At 64.4% G+C, this 16,674-nt stretch carries 20 protein-coding genes; 4 read left to right on the top strand and 16 right to left on the bottom strand.

Going from position 1 to position 16,674, the window contains the following annotated elements:
* Nucleotides 1-203: 203 nt before the first annotated feature.
* The 4 genes from CAG33_RS28715 to CAG33_RS02235 all read right to left on the bottom strand — a co-directional run bounded on the left by CAG33_RS28715 (nt 204) and on the right by CAG33_RS02235 (nt 2,296).
* Nucleotides 204-497 carry a hypothetical protein gene (locus tag CAG33_RS28715; RefSeq protein ID WP_256576706.1) on the bottom strand — a complete coding sequence of 98 codons (294 nt, stop codon included), beginning with the start codon at nt 495-497 and terminating at the stop codon, nt 204-206.
* 6 nt (nt 498-503) lie between these two features.
* On the bottom strand, nt 504-998 hold the full coding sequence (locus CAG33_RS02245) for a PAAR domain-containing protein (RefSeq protein WP_085629709.1): 495 nt from the start codon (nt 996-998) through the stop codon (nt 504-506).
* Nucleotides 995-1,618 (bottom strand): hypothetical protein, encoded by a 624-nt coding sequence (locus CAG33_RS02240; RefSeq protein ID WP_256576707.1) that lies wholly within the window; start codon nt 1,616-1,618, stop codon nt 995-997. Before CAG33_RS02240 ends, CAG33_RS02245 begins: the two co-directional genes overlap by 4 nt.
* A 198-nt stretch (nt 1,619-1,816) precedes the next feature.
* A complete protein-coding gene (locus tag CAG33_RS02235) occupies nt 1,817-2,296 on the bottom strand; it encodes a GNAT family N-acetyltransferase (RefSeq protein WP_041475599.1) in 480 nt (159 codons plus the stop codon).
* Between the two features lie 168 nt (nt 2,297-2,464).
* Here CAG33_RS02235 and CAG33_RS02230 point away from each other — a divergent pair, with 168 nt between their 5' ends.
* The 4 genes from CAG33_RS02230 (at nt 2,465) to CAG33_RS02215 (ending at nt 5,233) form a co-directional block, all read left to right on the top strand.
* On the top strand, nt 2,465-3,118 hold the full coding sequence (locus tag CAG33_RS02230) for an HD domain-containing protein (protein ID WP_085578099.1): 654 nt from the start codon (nt 2,465-2,467) through the stop codon (nt 3,116-3,118).
* A gap of 110 nt (nt 3,119-3,228) precedes the next feature.
* Nucleotides 3,229-4,425 carry an MFS transporter gene (locus tag CAG33_RS02225; RefSeq protein ID WP_085578100.1) on the top strand — a complete coding sequence of 399 codons (1,197 nt, stop codon included), beginning with the start codon at nt 3,229-3,231 and terminating at the stop codon, nt 4,423-4,425.
* A gap of 82 nt (nt 4,426-4,507) precedes the next feature.
* Nucleotides 4,508-4,840 carry a hypothetical protein gene (locus CAG33_RS02220; protein WP_085578101.1) on the top strand — a complete coding sequence of 111 codons (333 nt, stop codon included), beginning with the start codon at nt 4,508-4,510 and terminating at the stop codon, nt 4,838-4,840.
* A 12-nt stretch (nt 4,841-4,852) separates the two neighbouring features.
* Complete coding sequence (locus tag CAG33_RS02215; protein ID WP_085629703.1) at nt 4,853-5,233, top strand: Rho termination factor N-terminal domain-containing protein; 381 nt, start codon at nt 4,853-4,855, stop codon at nt 5,231-5,233.
* Between the two features lie 208 nt (nt 5,234-5,441).
* Here CAG33_RS02215 and araH read toward each other — a convergent pair whose 3' ends face one another.
* From araH to CAG33_RS02155, 12 genes are all read right to left on the bottom strand, one after another.
* Nucleotides 5,442-6,410, bottom strand: coding sequence for an L-arabinose ABC transporter permease AraH (gene araH / locus CAG33_RS02210; protein ID WP_085636790.1), 969 nt, complete (start codon nt 6,408-6,410; stop codon nt 5,442-5,444).
* 12 nt (nt 6,411-6,422) lie between these two features.
* Nucleotides 6,423-7,973 (bottom strand): L-arabinose ABC transporter ATP-binding protein AraG, encoded by a 1,551-nt coding sequence (gene araG, locus CAG33_RS02205; RefSeq protein WP_085629701.1) that lies wholly within the window; start codon nt 7,971-7,973, stop codon nt 6,423-6,425.
* A 32-nt stretch (nt 7,974-8,005) separates the two neighbouring features.
* Nucleotides 8,006-9,010: a substrate-binding domain-containing protein gene (locus CAG33_RS02200; RefSeq protein ID WP_085578104.1), complete on the bottom strand. Its 1,005-nt coding sequence runs from the start codon at nt 9,008-9,010 to the stop codon at nt 8,006-8,008.
* Between the two features lie 171 nt (nt 9,011-9,181).
* Complete coding sequence (locus CAG33_RS02195; RefSeq protein WP_085636735.1) at nt 9,182-10,000, bottom strand: SDR family oxidoreductase; 819 nt, start codon at nt 9,998-10,000, stop codon at nt 9,182-9,184.
* Nucleotides 10,001-10,270: 270 nt separating this feature from the next.
* Nucleotides 10,271-11,158, bottom strand: coding sequence for an SMP-30/gluconolactonase/LRE family protein (locus CAG33_RS02190; RefSeq protein WP_085636733.1), 888 nt, complete (start codon nt 11,156-11,158; stop codon nt 10,271-10,273).
* A gap of 115 nt (nt 11,159-11,273) precedes the next feature.
* Nucleotides 11,274-11,990 (bottom strand): FadR/GntR family transcriptional regulator, encoded by a 717-nt coding sequence (locus tag CAG33_RS02185; protein ID WP_085578107.1) that lies wholly within the window; start codon nt 11,988-11,990, stop codon nt 11,274-11,276.
* 134 nt (nt 11,991-12,124) lie between these two features.
* Nucleotides 12,125-12,685, bottom strand: a complete 561-nt coding sequence (locus CAG33_RS02180) for a DUF1285 domain-containing protein (RefSeq protein WP_085636731.1) — start codon at nt 12,683-12,685, stop codon at nt 12,125-12,127.
* Nucleotides 12,686-12,700: 15 nt separating this feature from the next.
* On the bottom strand, nt 12,701-13,306 hold the full coding sequence (locus CAG33_RS02175) for a DUF4823 domain-containing protein (RefSeq protein WP_085578109.1): 606 nt from the start codon (nt 13,304-13,306) through the stop codon (nt 12,701-12,703).
* 108 nt (nt 13,307-13,414) lie between these two features.
* Nucleotides 13,415-14,383, bottom strand: coding sequence for a GTP 3',8-cyclase MoaA (locus CAG33_RS02170; protein ID WP_085578110.1), 969 nt, complete (start codon nt 14,381-14,383; stop codon nt 13,415-13,417).
* Nucleotides 14,384-14,521: 138 nt separating this feature from the next.
* Nucleotides 14,522-15,160: a TetR/AcrR family transcriptional regulator gene (locus tag CAG33_RS02165; protein ID WP_085578111.1), complete on the bottom strand. Its 639-nt coding sequence runs from the start codon at nt 15,158-15,160 to the stop codon at nt 14,522-14,524.
* Nucleotides 15,161-15,501: 341 nt separating this feature from the next.
* Nucleotides 15,502-16,287, bottom strand: a complete 786-nt coding sequence (locus CAG33_RS02160) for a TatD family hydrolase (RefSeq protein WP_085636729.1) — start codon at nt 16,285-16,287, stop codon at nt 15,502-15,504.
* Between the two features lie 14 nt (nt 16,288-16,301).
* Entirely contained in the window at nt 16,302-16,658 is a 357-nt protein-coding gene (locus CAG33_RS02155; RefSeq protein ID WP_085578113.1) for a PilZ domain-containing protein, read from the bottom strand.
* Between the last annotated feature and the right edge of the window lie 16 nt (nt 16,659-16,674).

The raw sequence follows: 16,674 nt of genomic DNA, 5'->3' as shown, positions 1-16,674 counted from the left end.
CTTCGGCTCCTGACGATAGATATTGGATATCCCCCACACAATCTTTCCTTCACCTACTGGATCAAGTGTGGCTAAAAACGAAACTCGATACCCCCTATCCGTCAAAACAGCGGACAAATGTGCACCATTCCAGCCCCCAAGGCTATGCCCAACTATGTATACGGGAGTCGTCATATCAGCAATCTTATCTAGCACATTACTTTTCAGGTCTTCATCATTAAAAAATAGTTATAGCCAATATGATGCGCATCATAGTTATCTGCGCAAAGCCCCTCAGCATCCATATTCTTCACAAATATTTTTTGCACATCGGCAACGTTATTATTCGGCCCTGTACCATAATAGCTTTCTTTATCTCCAGCACCGCCCACGAAAAAGAGGACAATTTTCTTGGGAGCAACCGTCGCCTGCTTTACAGTCCCATCAGTTTTGCAAGTCAAGTCATGGGCCACGACCAGCCTTTGACACCCTTTAAGCGCAGGATTTTCAGCTGCCATAGTTTACTACTCCACAAACAACTTGATGGTTTCACGCAGATGCGAACTCACCATATGGGTGAAGCCCGCCTCATTCGTTACGCCGTGCTCTACGCTCCCATCACCACGCTGAATCGCATAAGGGTGATTTGGCATTGGTTCGCCGGTGATTTCATTGACCACCTGCATCCGGTCATTGAAATGCACCGGCATCGGCAACAACCCACTGAACGCCGCCCCTCCCCCGCTCTGCCCGATGATCACCGTCCCGGAACCGCCCACCACGACATTGCCGTGGCCTCCGGTGCTGTCGAGCGTCGCGGCGTTCAGGCCGTTGATGAATACGGTGGCGGAGACGCCGCCGGTGATCGGGCTGCCGCAAGCGGATTTGTCGGTCATGCGCGCGGCCGGGAGGCCGTCGAAGAACACGTTAGGGGAGCCGGAGACGATCGGGTTGTTGCCATGGCCAGGCAAAGGGCACGCGGTCGGGTCTGAGACGCGGGCGGCGGGTTTTCCACTCAATTCAAAGCTCCTTGCTTCAAGGGTTCCGGGTGAGGCTGATGGATATCAATGTCGGTCGCGGCGAAGCGCCAGCGGTTGTCGGTGGGGTCGAACAAGCCGTGGCGATGCCCTCGGCCGTCGTGGGCGATGACGGTCTGCGCGCGCTGCCAGGCTTGGTCGGCCTGCCAGGCCAACTCCGCTGGCGTGGCGTCGTCGAGTTCGTTGAGCCAATCGTTGTAGTGGCGCAAACCGTGCGACCGGTAAGTGTCTTGCAGCAGTCCGGCCATTTGCGGGCCGAGCTCCAGGTAGTGCCCTTCCGTCCAGCGCCCGGCTTCGAGGTAGACATACCAGCCCATCGGCGACAGCGTGCCTTCATGCAGCATCGCTTGCCCGGCCGGGGCGGTGAAGCCGCAGCACACGTGAAGGATCAGCCAGCCGCAATGGGCGCCGATGAACGCATTCGGGTCGAAGGTGCGCAGCGGTATCACGCGGTAGCCCTCCAGCCCCGCGCTGCGCGCCATCAGTTCGGCGTCGAGGCGCGACACGAAGGCGCGGATGGCGTTGCCGCCCGTGCGGTTGACGGTGCAGAGAATGTCCACCGCCTGCCGATGGGGGTTGTCGGTAGAGCCGAGGTTTTTCACCAGGCCCTACAGACGCATGGACGCCCGTAGTCCGCTCATCGCCGGTCACTCATTGACGCAGCGAAGGCTCCACGGGCGTGGAGAAAGAGTGCCGAAGGCATTGCAGGTGTCGTCCGTGAGCGCGCAAAAAAAGGCGCACAGGATGCCGGACGGGAAGCGTGCGGACAATCAGGCGAACCCTGAATCGCCCGCCTTTTTTCAGCCCTCGGCAAACTCCCGCAGCACCTTGCCGTCCATGCGGTAGCGCACCCACTCTTCCTGCGGCTGGGCGCCGAGGGATTTGTAGAACTCGATGGCCGGGGTGTTCCAGTCCAGCACGCTCCACTCGAAGCGGCCGCAGTCGTTGGCGCAGGCGATCTTGGCGAGGTGGCGCAGCAGGGTCTTGCCGGCACCGCCGCCGCGCTGCTCCGGGGTGATGTAGAGGTCTTCGAGGTACAGGCAGTTGCTGCCGAGCCAGGTCGAATAGCTGAAGAAGAACACCGCGAACCCGATGGGCAGGCCGTCGCGCAGGCAGATCAGGCCGTGGGCGGTGGCGCCTTCGCTGAACAGGCTGCGCTCGATGTCGGCGACGCTGGCGATGACTTCGTGGCGGGCCTTTTCGAAATCGGCGAGTTCCGTGATGAACGCGAGGATTTGCGGTGCATCGCTGGGGGTCGCCGGGCGGATCTCGATCGTCATGGACGGGCCTTGTCGGAAATGGAAAAGCGCCATACTACGGCGGCACGCAGCGCTCGTCACATGGCGATGCACGCACTACCCTATCCGGCCAGCCAGGCGCCGCCTGGACTGACGCCATCGCCAGCAGGCTGGCTCCCACAGGATCTTCGCATGCCGGACACAACGCCCATGAACAACCTCGCCTTTTCCCCATTGGCCCCGCTCGCCGCCCAACTGCTGCCCCACGCCCTGGAACCCTCGGAAGACGGCGCCCACGACCTGTCGCACCTGCAGCGGGTATGGCACAACGCGCGGGCCCTGCAGGCAGAGGAAGGCGGAGATCTGCCGGTGCTGCTGGCGGCGGTGCTGCTGCACGACTGCGTGGCGGTAGAGAAGAATTCGCCACTGCGCTCGCAGGCATCGCGGCTGGCGGCGGCGAAGGCCGCAACGGTCTTGACGACGCTGGAGTGGCCCCAAGCCGAGATCGACGCCGTGCGTCACGCCATCGAGGCCCACAGCTTTTCCGCCGGCATCGAGCCGCTGACGCTGGAGGCCAGGATCCTGCAGGACGCCGACCGGCTCGATTCGCTGGGCATGCTCGGCGTCGCCCGCACGTTCTACACCGCCGGGCGCATGGGCAGCGCGCTGTACGATCCGCTCGACCCCGAAGCCAAAGACCGGGAGTACGACGACCGCCGCTTCTGCCTCGACCACTTCCAGACCAAGCTGCTGCACCTGGCCGCCGGTTTCCGCACCGTGGCCGGCCAGCGCCACGCGCAACTGCGCCATCAGCGCCTGAAGCAATTCATGGAGCAGTTCAAGGAAGAGATCGGCATCGCCTGACGGTTACTCCGCCCGGCGCCGATCCTGACTCCACCAACCTTTGACCTAACCCGCCCGCCCGGCATGGTAGATAGGGGACGCTCATTTCTGTCGGCTGAAGGAAACGCGTCATGCCTCACGCAACACCCAAGGTTCCGGGCAGGCTGTTCGGCCTGTTTTGCCTGGCCAGCTATCTGCTGTCGCTGTCCTACGGCGCGACGTTTCTGCTGTCGCTGCTGATCGGTTCCCGCGGCGGCAACGAACACGACGCCGGAAGCGTGATCAGTGCGGCGATGCTCAGCACCTTTGCGGCGGTTCTGGTGTCCGGGCACCTGTCCGACTGGCTGGGCGCGGCGCGCTCCATTGCGCTGTTCGGCCTGCTGCTGGCGGCGGCGAGCCTGGGGTTTGCGCTGACGCCGGGGTTCGGTTCGCTGCTGCTGTTTTTCGGCCTGCTGCTGGGGCTGGGCTGGGGGGTGTTCTACACGCTGGGGCCGATCATCGTCGCCAGCCTGGTGAGCCCGACGCAACGGGCGAAGTATTTCGCCCTGCTGTCCGGCAGCATGATGACCGGGATCGGCAGCGGCCCGCTGCTCGGCCGTGCGGCCACCGCGCTGGATTGGCCGGTGACGTCGGCGTTCGTCCTCGCGGCGGCGGCGAGCCTGATCGGCGCAGGGCTGTTCTGGCGCCTCGGCGCACGGCTCAACGGCAGCCAGGCGACATCGGCCGCGCGCATTTCCTGGCGCGCGACGGCACAGGTGCTGGGTTCCCGGGCGGTGCTGCCGATCATCATGGTCGGGCTGGGCGGCGCGGTGTTCGGCGGCCTGTCGAGCTTCCAGACCAGCTACGCCGCCGGCCGCTCGCTGGATTACTCGCTGTTCTTCATCGGCTTCATGAGCGCGGCCATCAGCAGCCGCCTGCTGATCGCGGGGTGGGTGGTCAAGCGCGATCCGCTGCGGGCGTCGTGCCTGTTGTCGGGGCTGATGCTGGGCTCGATCGTGCTGTTCGCCTTCGGTGTGCACAGCGGCGCCGCTTACCTGCTGGCGGCGCTGATGCTGGGCGTCGGCTACGGCCTCACCTATTCGGTGATCAACGGCCTGGCGGCCAACGAAGCGCCGCCGGGCACCATGCCGCAGGCGTTGCTGCTGTTCAGCCTGGCGTACTTCATCGGCGTGTTCGGCTTTCCGCTGCTGGCGGGCAAGATTATCGTCGAGCGGGGCATGCCGGCCCTGCTGCTGACGGTTCTGGCGGTGGCGGCGCTGAACTGGCTGATCACCGTCGCCCGCCTGCTGTGGCGACGGTCACGGGCGCGCTGGGCACAAACGGCCTAGACCGTTCGTCACCGGCCGGGCACCTCGGCGCGGCAGCAGCAGACCAACGACAGGTAAGGACATCCATCACTGGAGACTCGCCATGATTGCGTCAAGGCTGACTGCCCTATTGCTCACCGCCGCGCTCTGCCCGGCGGCCTTCGCCGCCACGGTCACCGCCGCCGGCACCGGCCCCACCGATCCGGTCGAGCGGCCCAAGGCGCCCGCCATCCAAAGTGCCCCCGGCATGAACACCGATGGTTCGGGCGTGGAAAACGCCCTGCCGCCGGCCACCGGCATCGACCCCCGCACCCAGGGCAACGATCCGGGGCGCCAGGGTGGCACACCCGGCAATCCCGTCCCGCCTGCCGACCCCGCCCCCGGCAGCGGCAAGACGCCCGACGCCCTGCCGGGCTCCGGCAGCGGCAACCCGTAGGAGGAACACCCCATGCCCCGTGGAAGCAAAGCCAAATACACCGCCGAGCAAAAGCGCAAGGCGCAGCACATCGAAGAGAGCTACGAACACAAAGGCGTGCCGAAGGACGAAGCCGAAGCCCGCGCCTGGGCGACGGTGAACAAGCAGTCCGGCGGCGGCGAGAAGGCCGGCGGCTCGGGCCGCAAGAAACCGGCGCCGGCCAAGGCCAGGGACCGTGAGGAATCAGCGCGTCGGGCGGCCGCCAGCCGTGAAGGCCACCCGCGCGACAGCCGGGCTTCGCGCAACACCCAAACGGTCGAGAGCCTGAGGAAAGAAGCGCGGGCAAAGGCCATTCCGGGCCGCTCCACGATGCGCAAGCAGGAACTGATCGAGGCCTTGCGCAAGGCGGGATGAGTTTCTTCTGCGGATCTTGAGGTGCTTGGGCCTACGCCATCGCCAGCAAGCTGGCTCCCACCCTTTGCGACTGCGCGGTGCCTGGGCTGACGCCATCGCGGGCAAGCCCGCTCCCACAGGGTTCTCGGCTGAATGCAGGGTTTGCGTTCACCGCAAAACGAGGTGGGAGCCAGCCTGCTGGCGATAGCGTCGGTTCAGGCGCTGCCGGTCAACGCTGCTTGAGGCGGTCGATGACCACCGCCAGCAGCAGGATCGAGCCGCGGATCACGTACTGGTAGAACGTGTCGATGTTCTTCAGGTTCATCGCGTTCTCGATGATCGCCAGGATCAGCACCCCGGCGATCACGTGCCGGATCATGCCGATCCCGCCGCTCAGCGAGACCCCGCCCAGCACGCAGGCGGAAATCACCGTCAGCTCGAAACCCTGGCCGATCATCGGCTGGCCGGAGGTCATGCGCGAGGCGAGGATGACCCCGGCCAGCGCGCCGATCACCCCGTGCACGGCGAAGATGATGATCTTGGTGCGGTCGACGTTCACCCCCGCCAGCAGCGCCGCTTCCTGGTTGCCGCCGATGGCCATGGTGTTGCGTCCGTAGGTGGTGCAGTTGAGCAGCCAGCCGAAGAACAGGAAGCACAACACGGTGATCACGATGGGCACCGGCACGCCGAACATCTGCCCGTTGCCGAACACGAAGAACGATTCCCGGGACACGCCCACCGCTTTGCCGTTGGCGAAGATGTAGGCCAGGCCCCGGACGATCTGCATGGTCGCCAGCGTGGTGATCAGCGCGTTGACCCGCAGCTTGGCGATCACGATCCCGTTGATCAGCCCGACGATCAGCCCCATCGCCAGCGCCGCGCCGATGCCGAGCAGCACGCTGTCTGTGTCGCGCATCACCACCGCCGCCACCACGCCGGCGCAGGCGATCACCGAGCCCACCGACAGGTCGAAGTGCCCCGACGCCAGGCAATACAGCATGGTGCAGGCGGCGATCCCGGTGGTGGAGATCGCCAGCCCCAGCCCGCGCATGTTCAGCGGCGACAGGAAGTTGTCGATCAGCAGCGTGCAGGCGACGAAAATGCCGACGGCCGCCAGCAGCATCACCCAGTCGTCGAGAAAGCGCCGCAGGTCCATGGGCTTGCGCGGCGTCGGCAAGGTTTCGTTTTGAGTCGTCATCATGTTCACCTCTCAGTTCGCCGCGCCGGCGCGTTGGCGCGGCAGAGCCAGTTGCAGCAGGTTGGATTCGTTGGCCTGGTCGCGGCTGACCTCGCCGCGCACGGCGCCTTCGCACAGCACCAGGATGCGGTCGGAAATGCCCATCACTTCCATCAGGTCGCTGGACACCACAATCACCGAAATGCCGCCGGCGGCCAGGTCGTGGATGATCTGGTAGATCTCGGCCTTGGCGCCGATGTCAATGCCGCGGGTGGGCTCGTCGAGCAGCAGCACCTTCATCGGCATCGACAGCCAGCGGCCGAGGATCGCCTTCTGCTGGTTGCCGCCGGAGAGGAACTTGATCGGCTGCCCGGCGTGGGGCGTCTTTACCTTCAGCGCCTTGATCTGCTGGTCGGCGTTGCCCCGCTCCCAGACCCCGCGCAGCAGGCAGCCGAGGCCGGAGTGGGCGCCGCGGGCGCTGATGTTGATGTTCTCGGCGACGCTGGCCAGCGGGATGATGCCTTCCTTCTTGCGGTCCTCCGGGCACAGCAGGATCCCGGCGGCGATGGCGTCGCGGGGCGAGCGCAGCTTCAGTTCATGGCCGCGCAGCAGCAGGCGTCCGGCACTGTTGCGCGACAGGCCGCTGAGCAGGCGCAGCAGCTCCGTGCGCCCCGCGCCGACCAGCCCGAACAGGCCGAGGACTTCGCCCTTGTGCGCCTCGAAGCTGACCGGTTCGCGCAGGCCCGGCCCGAGCAGGCCGTCGACCTTGAGCGCCACCGCACCCCGGGGCCGGCTGCGGTAGTCGTAGATGTCCTGGATGTCGCGCCCGACCATGCAGGTCACCAGGCGGTCATGGGTCAGTTGGCTCATGTCCTCGAACGTGCACACGTAGCGGCCGTCCTTGAACACCGTCACTGCGTCGCAGAGGCGGAACACCTCCTCCATGCGGTGGGAGACGTACAGCACCACTTTGCCTTCGTCGCGCAGGCGGCCGATGATCGCCATCAGACGCTCGATTTCCCGGGCCGAGAGGCTGCTGGTCGGTTCGTCGAAGGCAATCACGTGGGCGCCCCGGGACAGCGCCTTGGCGATCTCCACCAATTGCCGCTGGCCCAGGGACAGGCGTCCGACCTTGGTCTGCGGGTCGATCTCATCGGCCAGGCCCTTGAGGCAGGCCAAGGCCTGACGGCGCAACGCGCCGCGGTCCACCAGGCCGAAGCGCGCCGGCAGGTGACCGAGAAACAGGTTCTCGGCCACGGTCATCTCCGGCACCAGATGCAGCTCCTGGTGGATCACCGCCACGCCGCTGGCGATGCTGTCGGCGGTGGAGCGGAACGCCATCGTCCGCTCGCCGATCTGCAGCTCGCCGCTGCTGGGCAGGTAGGCGCCGCCGAGGATCTTCAGCAACGTCGATTTGCCGGCACCGTTCTCGCCCATCAGGGCGTGCACCTGCCCCGGCCGGGCGACGAAGCTGATGCCGTCCAGCGCCTTCACGCCGGGAAAGGTCTTGCCGATCCCGTTGAAGCGCAGGCTGCCGCCGGTAGAAGGCGGTTCGTGTTCGTGTGTCTGTTCTTGCGCGTGCATAAAGCCACCTCTTCACACCGTCCGGACAGTCTTCAGTTCCACAGGCCGATCTTTTCCAGCTCTTGCTTGAAGTTGTCGCGGGTGATCAGGGTGACGTCATCCATCGCGGTGTACTTGGGCGGCTCTTTGCCGGTGGTGACCCACTCGTACATCATGCTCGCGGTGTTGTAGCCCTCGATGTGCGGGCTGGGCAGCATGGAGCCGTGGAAACCGCTGGCGGGCTTTTTCAGCTCACCGATGGCGTCGGTGCCGTTGATGCCGATGCCGATCACATTGCCGGCCGCGAACCCGGCCGCTTCGGTGGCGCGCACGCCGCCCAGCACGGTGTTGTCGTTCATGCCGCCGATGATCAGGTTCTTCGCCGCGCCCGGCAGCTTCACCAGGGCCGAGTTGGTGGCGTCCATGCTGCCCGGAACATCGAGGGTCTTGAGCGCCGAGAACAGAATGTTGGCCTTCGGCATGCCGGCATCCTCCAGCGCCTTGACCGAACCGTCGGTGCGCTTCTTGCCGGTGTCGAGCTCGTTGTAGGTGTTGATCACCGCGTAGGTGTCTTTCCAGTCCCAGTTGCGCTTCTTGGCTTCGGCGGCCATGGCGGCGCCCTGCTTCTGGCCCACCTCGAACGCGGCCATGCCCAGGTACGGCACGTCCTCCATGAACTTGCCGCTGGCGTCGACGAAGCGGTCGTCCACGGCGATCACCTTCAGGTCGTTGAGCTTGGCCTTGGCCATGATCGCCGGGCCCAGGGACACATCCGGCGGGCAGATCACAAAGCCCTGGGCGCCGTTGGCGGCCAGGCTGTCGATGGCCGAGAGGGTTTTCTCGCCGTCCGGCACAGCGATCTTGATGAGCTCGAAGCCTTTGTCCTTGGCGGCCTTTTCGGCGAAGGCCCATTCGGTCTGGAACCAGGGCTCTTCCGCCTGCTTGACCAGAAAGCCGATCTTCACCGGGTCGGCGGCCAGCAGCGAGCCGCTGAGGCTGAACGCAGCGGTCGCCAGCGCGGCACTGCACAAATTGCGGATTCCGTAACGACGTTTCATGAGCAGACTCCTTGTTGTTTTTCTTGAGCGTTGTTCGAAAGCGTTAAGTCTTGGCGGCGAGGGCGCTTGCGCCTGCCAAGCGGCGAAGCCGCCCTCCCTCCGTACCGACAATAGTCATATCGTATGATGATTGAATTTCAGACGGACTGATCCGCCCCAAACGCCATTGCGTCAGTCGTGGTACAGCACCGAACGGCCGCCATCGATGGTGATGCACGAGGCGTTGATGAACGGCGCTTCGTCGCTAGCCAGGAACACCGCCGTCATCGCCACCTCGATGGGCTGGCCGATGCGGCGCGGCGGGTGCAGGTCGAAGGCGCGCTGGCGTTCGGCATGGGGGTCGTCGAAGCCGTTCCAGTAGTCGACGTTGAGCTGGGTTTCGATGTAGCCCGGCGCGATGGCGTTGACCCGGATGCCCTTGGGCGCGTACTCGATGCCCAGGGCGCGGGTCAGTCCAAGCAGGCCGTGCTTGGCCACCGGGTACGGAAAGCAGCCTGGAATGATGTTCGTCGAATGGGTCGAGGCGATGTTGATGATGCTGCCGACGCCCTGCTCGATCATCTGCGGCAGCACAGCCTTGCAGCCGTACCAGGCGCCGTCCAGGTCGATGGCGAAGCAGCGTTTCCAGTCCTCTTCGGTCATCTGCAGCGGGTCGCGGAACACGTTGACGCCGGCGCAGTTGACCAATACGTCGATGCGCCCGTGCAGGCCCACGGCCAGTTCGGCCATGGCGTGCAGGTCCTGCTGGGAGGACACGTCAGCCCTGACCGCCTGAACGTCGGCGCCCTGCCCGCGCCAATGGGCGGCGACCTTCTCGACTTTCTCGGCCTGGATATCGCTGATCACCAGCCGGGCCTGCTGCGAAGCGAACGCGGCGACGATCGCCTCGCCGATGCCCTGGGCGGCACCGGTGAGCAGCACGACCTTGTTCTTCAGGCGCTCGCCTTTCGGCGGTTCAGGCACCGGCGGCAGGGAAAGGGGTTCAGCCATGGATCAGGACTCCTGTTTCAAAGCGCAAAAAAAACCGGACATCTGACGATGTCCGGTACGGAAGGCTTCTGGAACAAACAGGCGCATGGACGCGACGGCACCGAAACGGCCCGAAGCGCCGGCTCCACTGGGGAGTGCAAGGGAGATTGGCTGCATCACTTCACCTGTTTTGTTCTTTTTGAGTGTGAGTGCGTGTCACTGCTGGGGCCGACTATAAACCCGACCGCCAAATAATCTCAATATATAATTTTGCATCCCATATTGTGGGAATCACCCAGCAAAGCGGGTGCAAGCCACGCCGGCGATATCCACCCGCATCGACAGCACCGCGCCGTCCAGCGGGTGGTTGCGCGGGCTCTTGGCACTGGTGATGTACAGGGTTTTCATGTCTTCGCCGCCGAACACGCAACTGGTCGGCCGGCTGACCGGCAGTTCGATCCGGCGGTCCACTTGGCCGTCCGGGGTCAGGCGCAGCAGGCAACCGCCGTCCCAGCGGGCGTTCCACACGTAGCCGTCGACGTCCATCGCCGAGCCGTCCGGCCCGCCGTGCTTGCCCTGGTGCTGGCCGGGGCCGTACCAGATGTAGGCGGTGTCGAGGTTGCCGTCGGTATGGACGAAGTAGCGGTAAAGCGTGCCGTCGAGGCTGTCGCCGAACAGCAGCGTGGTGCCGCCGTCGCGCCACAGCAGCGTATTGGGGATCCCCAGGCCGCGCAGCAGAGGCGTGACGCGCCTGTCCGGATCGATGCGGAACAGCCCGCCGGAGCGCCGCACGATGGGCAAGTCCTCGCCCTGTTCGCCGATGTTGTTCTGCATGGTGCCCAGCCACAGCCGGCCCAAGGCATCGCAGCGGGCCTCGTTGGGCCGGTTGCCGGGCTGCGGGTCGGCGACGCAGAACAGCGTCAGCCTGGGCTCAAGGCCCGGCGAGTCGAGGTCCAGGCGGTACACGCCGCTGCTCAGGGTCACCAGCGCATCGCCGCTGGCGCAGGGAATGAACGCCGACACGTGCTCCGGCATCTGCCAGATCTGCACGTTGTGGCCGATCAGCCGCAAGGCCTGGCGGCCGGCGATGTCCACCCAATACAGCGCCTGGGTCGGCGCATCCCAGAACGGGCCTTCGCCCAGGTGCGCCCGGTGCTGGGTCACTGCGGTCCACGTCATGCAACCTCCTTCGATCGTCTGTGTTGGCTGGGGATGGCGGTGTGTCAGTCGCTTCTGTGTCGGCCGAGAATCCGCCGTCGCAAGCGGGCTCGCTTCCACAAGGGCTGCGCTGCGGTCAGCCCTGTTGTCTGTCGGCCATCACCTGCGGGTAATGACGCTTGATCGCCAGATCCGCGTCGTCGATCAACGTCATGCAGGCCCAGACGCCCCGCGCGGCGTCACGGGCGGCGATGGCGTCGGCCATGTCTTTGTGGATCGGCAACGTGCGGCGCAGCTCATTGGGGTCGGCGGCGGACACCTCGAAGGACACCGCCAGCAACGCGCCGAGGGCCGGCACCATCTGTTCGATGAACTGGTTGTGGCTCGCGGCGAGGATGCATTCGTGAAAGGCCTGGTCGGCGCGGTTGTAATCGAGGCCGCCGTCCACCGCCCGTTCCAGCGCGTTGTAGGCCAGTTGCACGGCGTGCAGCTGTTCGGCCGTGGCCCGCTCGCAGGCCCAGCGCACCGCCATCGGCTCGATGGTGCGGCGCAGGTCCAGAAGGTCGTCGACGAAATTCTCCGGCAGCCCGTTGCGCGACAGCCAGCCCACCACCTGCGGATCGAACAGGTTCCAGCGCCGCACCGGCAACACCCGGGTGCCGACTTTCGGCCCGACCTCAAGCATGCCTTTGGCGACCAGGGTCTTGATGGCTTCGCGGATGACGGTGCGGCTGACGCCGAGCTGCTCGCCCAGATCGGCCTCGACCTTGATGGCCTGCCCCGGCTGCACATGGCCGGCCGCGATCCATCCGCCGAGCCAATCGACCGTTGACGCATGAAAGCTGCTGGACATGGACACCTCAACGCCATTTGCGATGGGTGCCCACGCTAATCATCATACGATTGGGAGTCAAATCGGATTATTCGATCCCACGCAAAAAACCTGCAGGAGCCAGCCTACTGGCTCCTGCAGATGATGCATGAACATCAGGGTTCCAGGCCGATGGGGAAGAACTCGCCCCCGCTCCACACGCCGAGCCAGCGCTGGCCGTCGATTTCGCGGCTGACCGCCAGCTCCACCAGTTGGTAGAACACGTTGCGGTGAATCAGCGCTTCCAGGTTGCTGCGCACATGCACATACGGCGCGGGCTCTTGCGTGAGCGGATCGGTCTGCACACGGATCGGGTGCTCCGCGCCGGCCTCGGCGGTCTCGTCGACGTTGGTGGTGAAACGCAGGACCTGCGCCTCGCCCTCGCCTTGCGCCTCGACGGCAATCGCCACGAACGGCGCATCGTCGACCTTGATCCCGACCTTCTCGACCGGAGTGATCAGGAAATAGTCATCGCCGTCGCGGCGGATGATGGTGGAGAACAGTTTGACCATCGGCTTGCGCCCGATCGGCGTGCCCAGGTAGAACCAGGTGCCGTCCCGGGCGATGCGCATGTCGATATCGCCGCAGAAATCCGGATTCCACAAGTGCACCGGGGGCAAGCCTTGGGTCTTGGGGATCTGCCCCAGCAGGTCATTGGCCTTTTGCGGTCCGCTCATGGCGCATTCCTCTGGTTATTGGTCGGCCACGCCCAGCAGGCTGCGCGCATATTGGGCAAGCGGCGGGCCGATCAGGTCTTCCGGCTTGTTGTCGTGGAACGTCAGCAACCCGCCACGGCTCTTGATCCGTGCAGTATCGATCAGATACTGGGTGCTGGTCTCGATCAACATGATCTGAATCACGCCGCTGTCGATGCCCAGGCGGTCCACCGCCTCCTCGTCGAGCCATTCATCGGAGTTGCCGATGCGGTTGTCGGCCTTGGCGAAACGGGTATACAGCAGGTAGTGGGCGCCGGCCTCGCGGGCCTCGCCCATCGCCTGGTCCAGGCCTTCCGGCGCACGGGCGCGGCGCACCATCGGGAAATACTCGACGAAGCCCTTGAAGGCTTCCTCGGCGACCACGTTCGGGCGCGGGTAAGAACCGCCCGGCGGCGCGAACGCCCCTTGGGCGATGTAGATGAACGAGTCCGGCTGAATGCGCAGGTTGTTCACGCGCCGGCTGTCACTGTGATCCAGCAGGCCCGCGTCGCTCATCTGATAGCGGGTGCCCTCCGCCATATCGCTGACAGTCATACAGCCACCAAGCGCCAGAACGGCCAGCAGCAAAACCAGGCTACGCATCCTCATCCTCCAGAAGCCGGTGACGGAAAACCGGCGAATGGCCGTAGGATGCAGCTTTTGCGCCAGCTCGGTCATCCGGTGCGTCTCACAGCTCGCAAAGAGGCCGGCTCAGCCACCGATGATCTTCATCACCGTCGCGCCGCCGGAGAACGCCACCTCCTGCTTGTCCCCCAGCGCCTTGACCAGCAACCGTTGCAACGCCGGCAACGCCTGATGGCGAGGCTTGTCGAGCAGGTCGCCGACATAGTGGCGGTTGCTCGACGACAGGCAGCCATGCAGCCAACCGGTGGAAGACAGGCGCAACCGCGAGCACGTCCGGCAGAACGGCACGCTTTCATTGGCGATCACGCCGAAATGACCGACGCCGGGAATCCCGTAGCGCACGGCGGTGGCATCGATGGGCGCATCGGCCTGGGCGAACTCGTAATGCTCGCCGATCAGGCTGAGCAACTGCTGCAGGCTGACGAACTGCTGCAGGAAGGCATTGGTGTCGTTGGCCAGGTGGCCCATGCGCATCAGCTCGATGAAGCGCAGCTCGTAACCCCGCGCCAGGCAGTAGTCGAGCAGCGGCATCACCTGATCGAGGTTCTGCCCGCGCAACGGCACCATGTTGACCTTGATCTTCAGGCCCGCCGCCGCGGCCTGCTCCATGCCGTCGAGCACCGTGGCCAGGTCGCCGCCACGGGCGATGCTGCGAAAGGCACCGGCGTCCAGGGTATCGAGGGAAACGTTGATCCGTCGCAGGCCGGCGTCGACCAGCAACGGCAGTTTTTTCGCCAGCAACTGACCGTTGGTGGTGAGGCTGATGTCCTCCAGCCCCATCTGGCCGACGGCGCCCATGAAGGATTCGAGCTTGGGGCTGACCAGCGGCTCGCCACCGGTGATGCGCAGACGCTCGATGCCCGCCGCCTCGATCAGATAGGCCACGCCGCGCGCCATGGCCTCGGCCGACAGCTCATCCTGCGCAGCCACCAGCCGCTTGCCGTTCGGCACGCAGTAGGTACAGGCGTAATTGCAGGCAGAGGTCAGGCTGATCCGCAGATTGCGAAAACGCCTGCCTTGACGGTCAACGATCATGATCACTCCGGCAACAGTAAATCGGGCGGCTAAAACTTGACTCACAAATCAAGTTTTAGCAACCCCTATGCCTGAGTATATTCCTGTGGTACTGCGCCATGCAGCGAAAACATGGCGCGATAAGGCAACTGAATGGCTTCAGTTGGTCGGCGCTTCAGGGTCACGCTTGCGCTTGTTGCCCATGCGCACGCCGATGTCCATCAGGAACTGGAAGAAACCTTCCTGGTCCTCCAGCACGTTGCTCCAGAACGGCGAGTGATACAGCGCCACGGCGCCGTGCACCAGCGCCCAGGACGCGCAGTAGTGGAAGTACGGCGGCACGTCCTCCAGCTTGCCTTCGCTGATGCGGCCTTTGATGAGCAGGGTCAGACGTTCGAAGTTCGAGGCGCGGATCTTGTGCAGCTCCTCGACCATTTCCGGCACCTGATTGCCCTTGACCACTTTTTCTTCCAGCCGGTCGAACAGGCGGTAGCGCTGCGGATCGCGCATGCGGAATTCAAAGTAGGCACGGGACAGGGCTTCCTTGTCCTTGTCGACATCGGCCGAATGCAACAGCGCGTTCAGGTCCCGCTCGTAATCGAGCATCAGGCGCAGGTAGATCTCCGCCTTGGACTTGAAGTGCTTGTAGATCGTGCCTTTGCCGATACCCACGGCATCAGCAATCATCTCGACGGTGACACTGTCTTCACCTTGTTCGAGGAACAGCTTGAGCGCGGTATCGAGAATTTCTTGCTCGCGGCGACGAAACTCACGGACCTTACGAGGTTCTTTGTGCATAAGAAAAGGTCTGTAGGGGTCAAAATACGAAGCCGCGTATTATGCCTAACTTGCGCAAAAATGCACGGATCATCCGACCATATCTGTGTTTCCCGTTCGTTTCACGAACGTTTGCCCGGGAATGAGAACTCAACCGAAGCGATCGTATTCCAAATTTGTTTAAAAACCCCGGCCGACCCACTGGACTGAACGCCAGACTGATCAATACTTGAACTGTCGGGCGGCATCTCCCCCAAGTGCCGCGCCGGTAAAGGTACCAAAGGACCGCGTGCCTTTGTTTTACTCCTAATGGTCTTAACCCGGATTCACCCCCCAGAACCCGGGTTTTTTTTGCCCGCGATTCAGGCGCTTACGTGAGCCAGCGGGAACAGCCGCCTGAAGTTCGCGGTGGTCTGCGCGGCAAAGCTCTCGTAGCTTTCCCCACGCAGCATCGCCAGGAACTCTGCCACTTCCCGCACGTACTGCGGCAGGTTCGGCTTGCCCCGGTACGGGATCGGCGCGAGATACGGCGAGTCGGTCTCCACCAGCAGGCGGTCCGCCGGCACCCGGCTGGCCACATCGCGCAGCGCATCGGCGTTGCGGAACGTGACGATGCCCGACAGGGAAATGTAATAGCCCATGTCCAGGGCGGCCTTGGCCATGTCCCAATCCTCGGTGAAGCAATGCAGCACGCCGGCCTGGGGCAGCGCCGCCTCGCGCAGCAGCGCCAGGGTGTCCTCGCGCGCTCCGCGGGTATGGATGATCACCGGCTTGCCGGTCTGCTTCGCGGCCTGCAGGTGCAGGCGGAAGGATTCCTGCTGCAGTTCGGCGGCTTCCGGTTCGTAGTGGTAGTCCAGCCCGGTCTCGCCGATGGCCACCACCTTGGGGTGATCGACTTCACGCAACAGCCAATCCAGCGCCGGCGCCGCGCCCGGCTGGACGTCCAGCGGATGCACGCCCACCGAACAGTCGACGTCGTCGTAGCGTTCGGCCAGCGCTTTCACGTCGGCGGCGTTGTCGGCACTGATGCCGATGCACAGGAAGTGCCCGACACCCCGCTGCCGGGCGGCGTCCAGTGCGGCATCCAGGGAGCCGTCGTGGGCGGCGAGGTCAAGGCGATCGAGGTGGCAATGGGAATCTACAAGCATAAAAGGACTGCAACTTACATCGTATGAGTGGGACGGTCGGACTTCAGGGCTCCGGCCAGATGGGTTTCGATGCGACTGCGGGCGGTGTTGTCGCCATCGTTGAACTGCACGCCGACGCCCGCCGCGCGGTTGCCTTGCGCCCCTTTGGGGGTGATCCAGGCCACTTTGCCGGCGACCGGTATCTTTTCCGCCTCGTCCATCAGGTGCAGCAGCATGAACACCTCATCGCCCAACCGATAGCTTTTGTTGGTCGGGATGAACAGGCCGCCGTTCTTGATGAACGGCATGTAGGCGGCATACAGCACCGACTTGTCCTTGATGGTCAGGGAAAGGATGCCGTTGCGCGGCCCGGGGCTGACAGGTTCATTCATGTTGACCTCCACTGCT

This window comes from Pseudomonas sp. B3(2017), from assembly GCF_002113595.1.
Lineage (GTDB): Bacteria > Pseudomonadota > Gammaproteobacteria > Pseudomonadales > Pseudomonadaceae > Aquipseudomonas > Aquipseudomonas ekonensis.
Note: the sequence above shows the minus strand (reverse complement) of the source record. Positions and strands in the feature narration are given on the sequence as shown.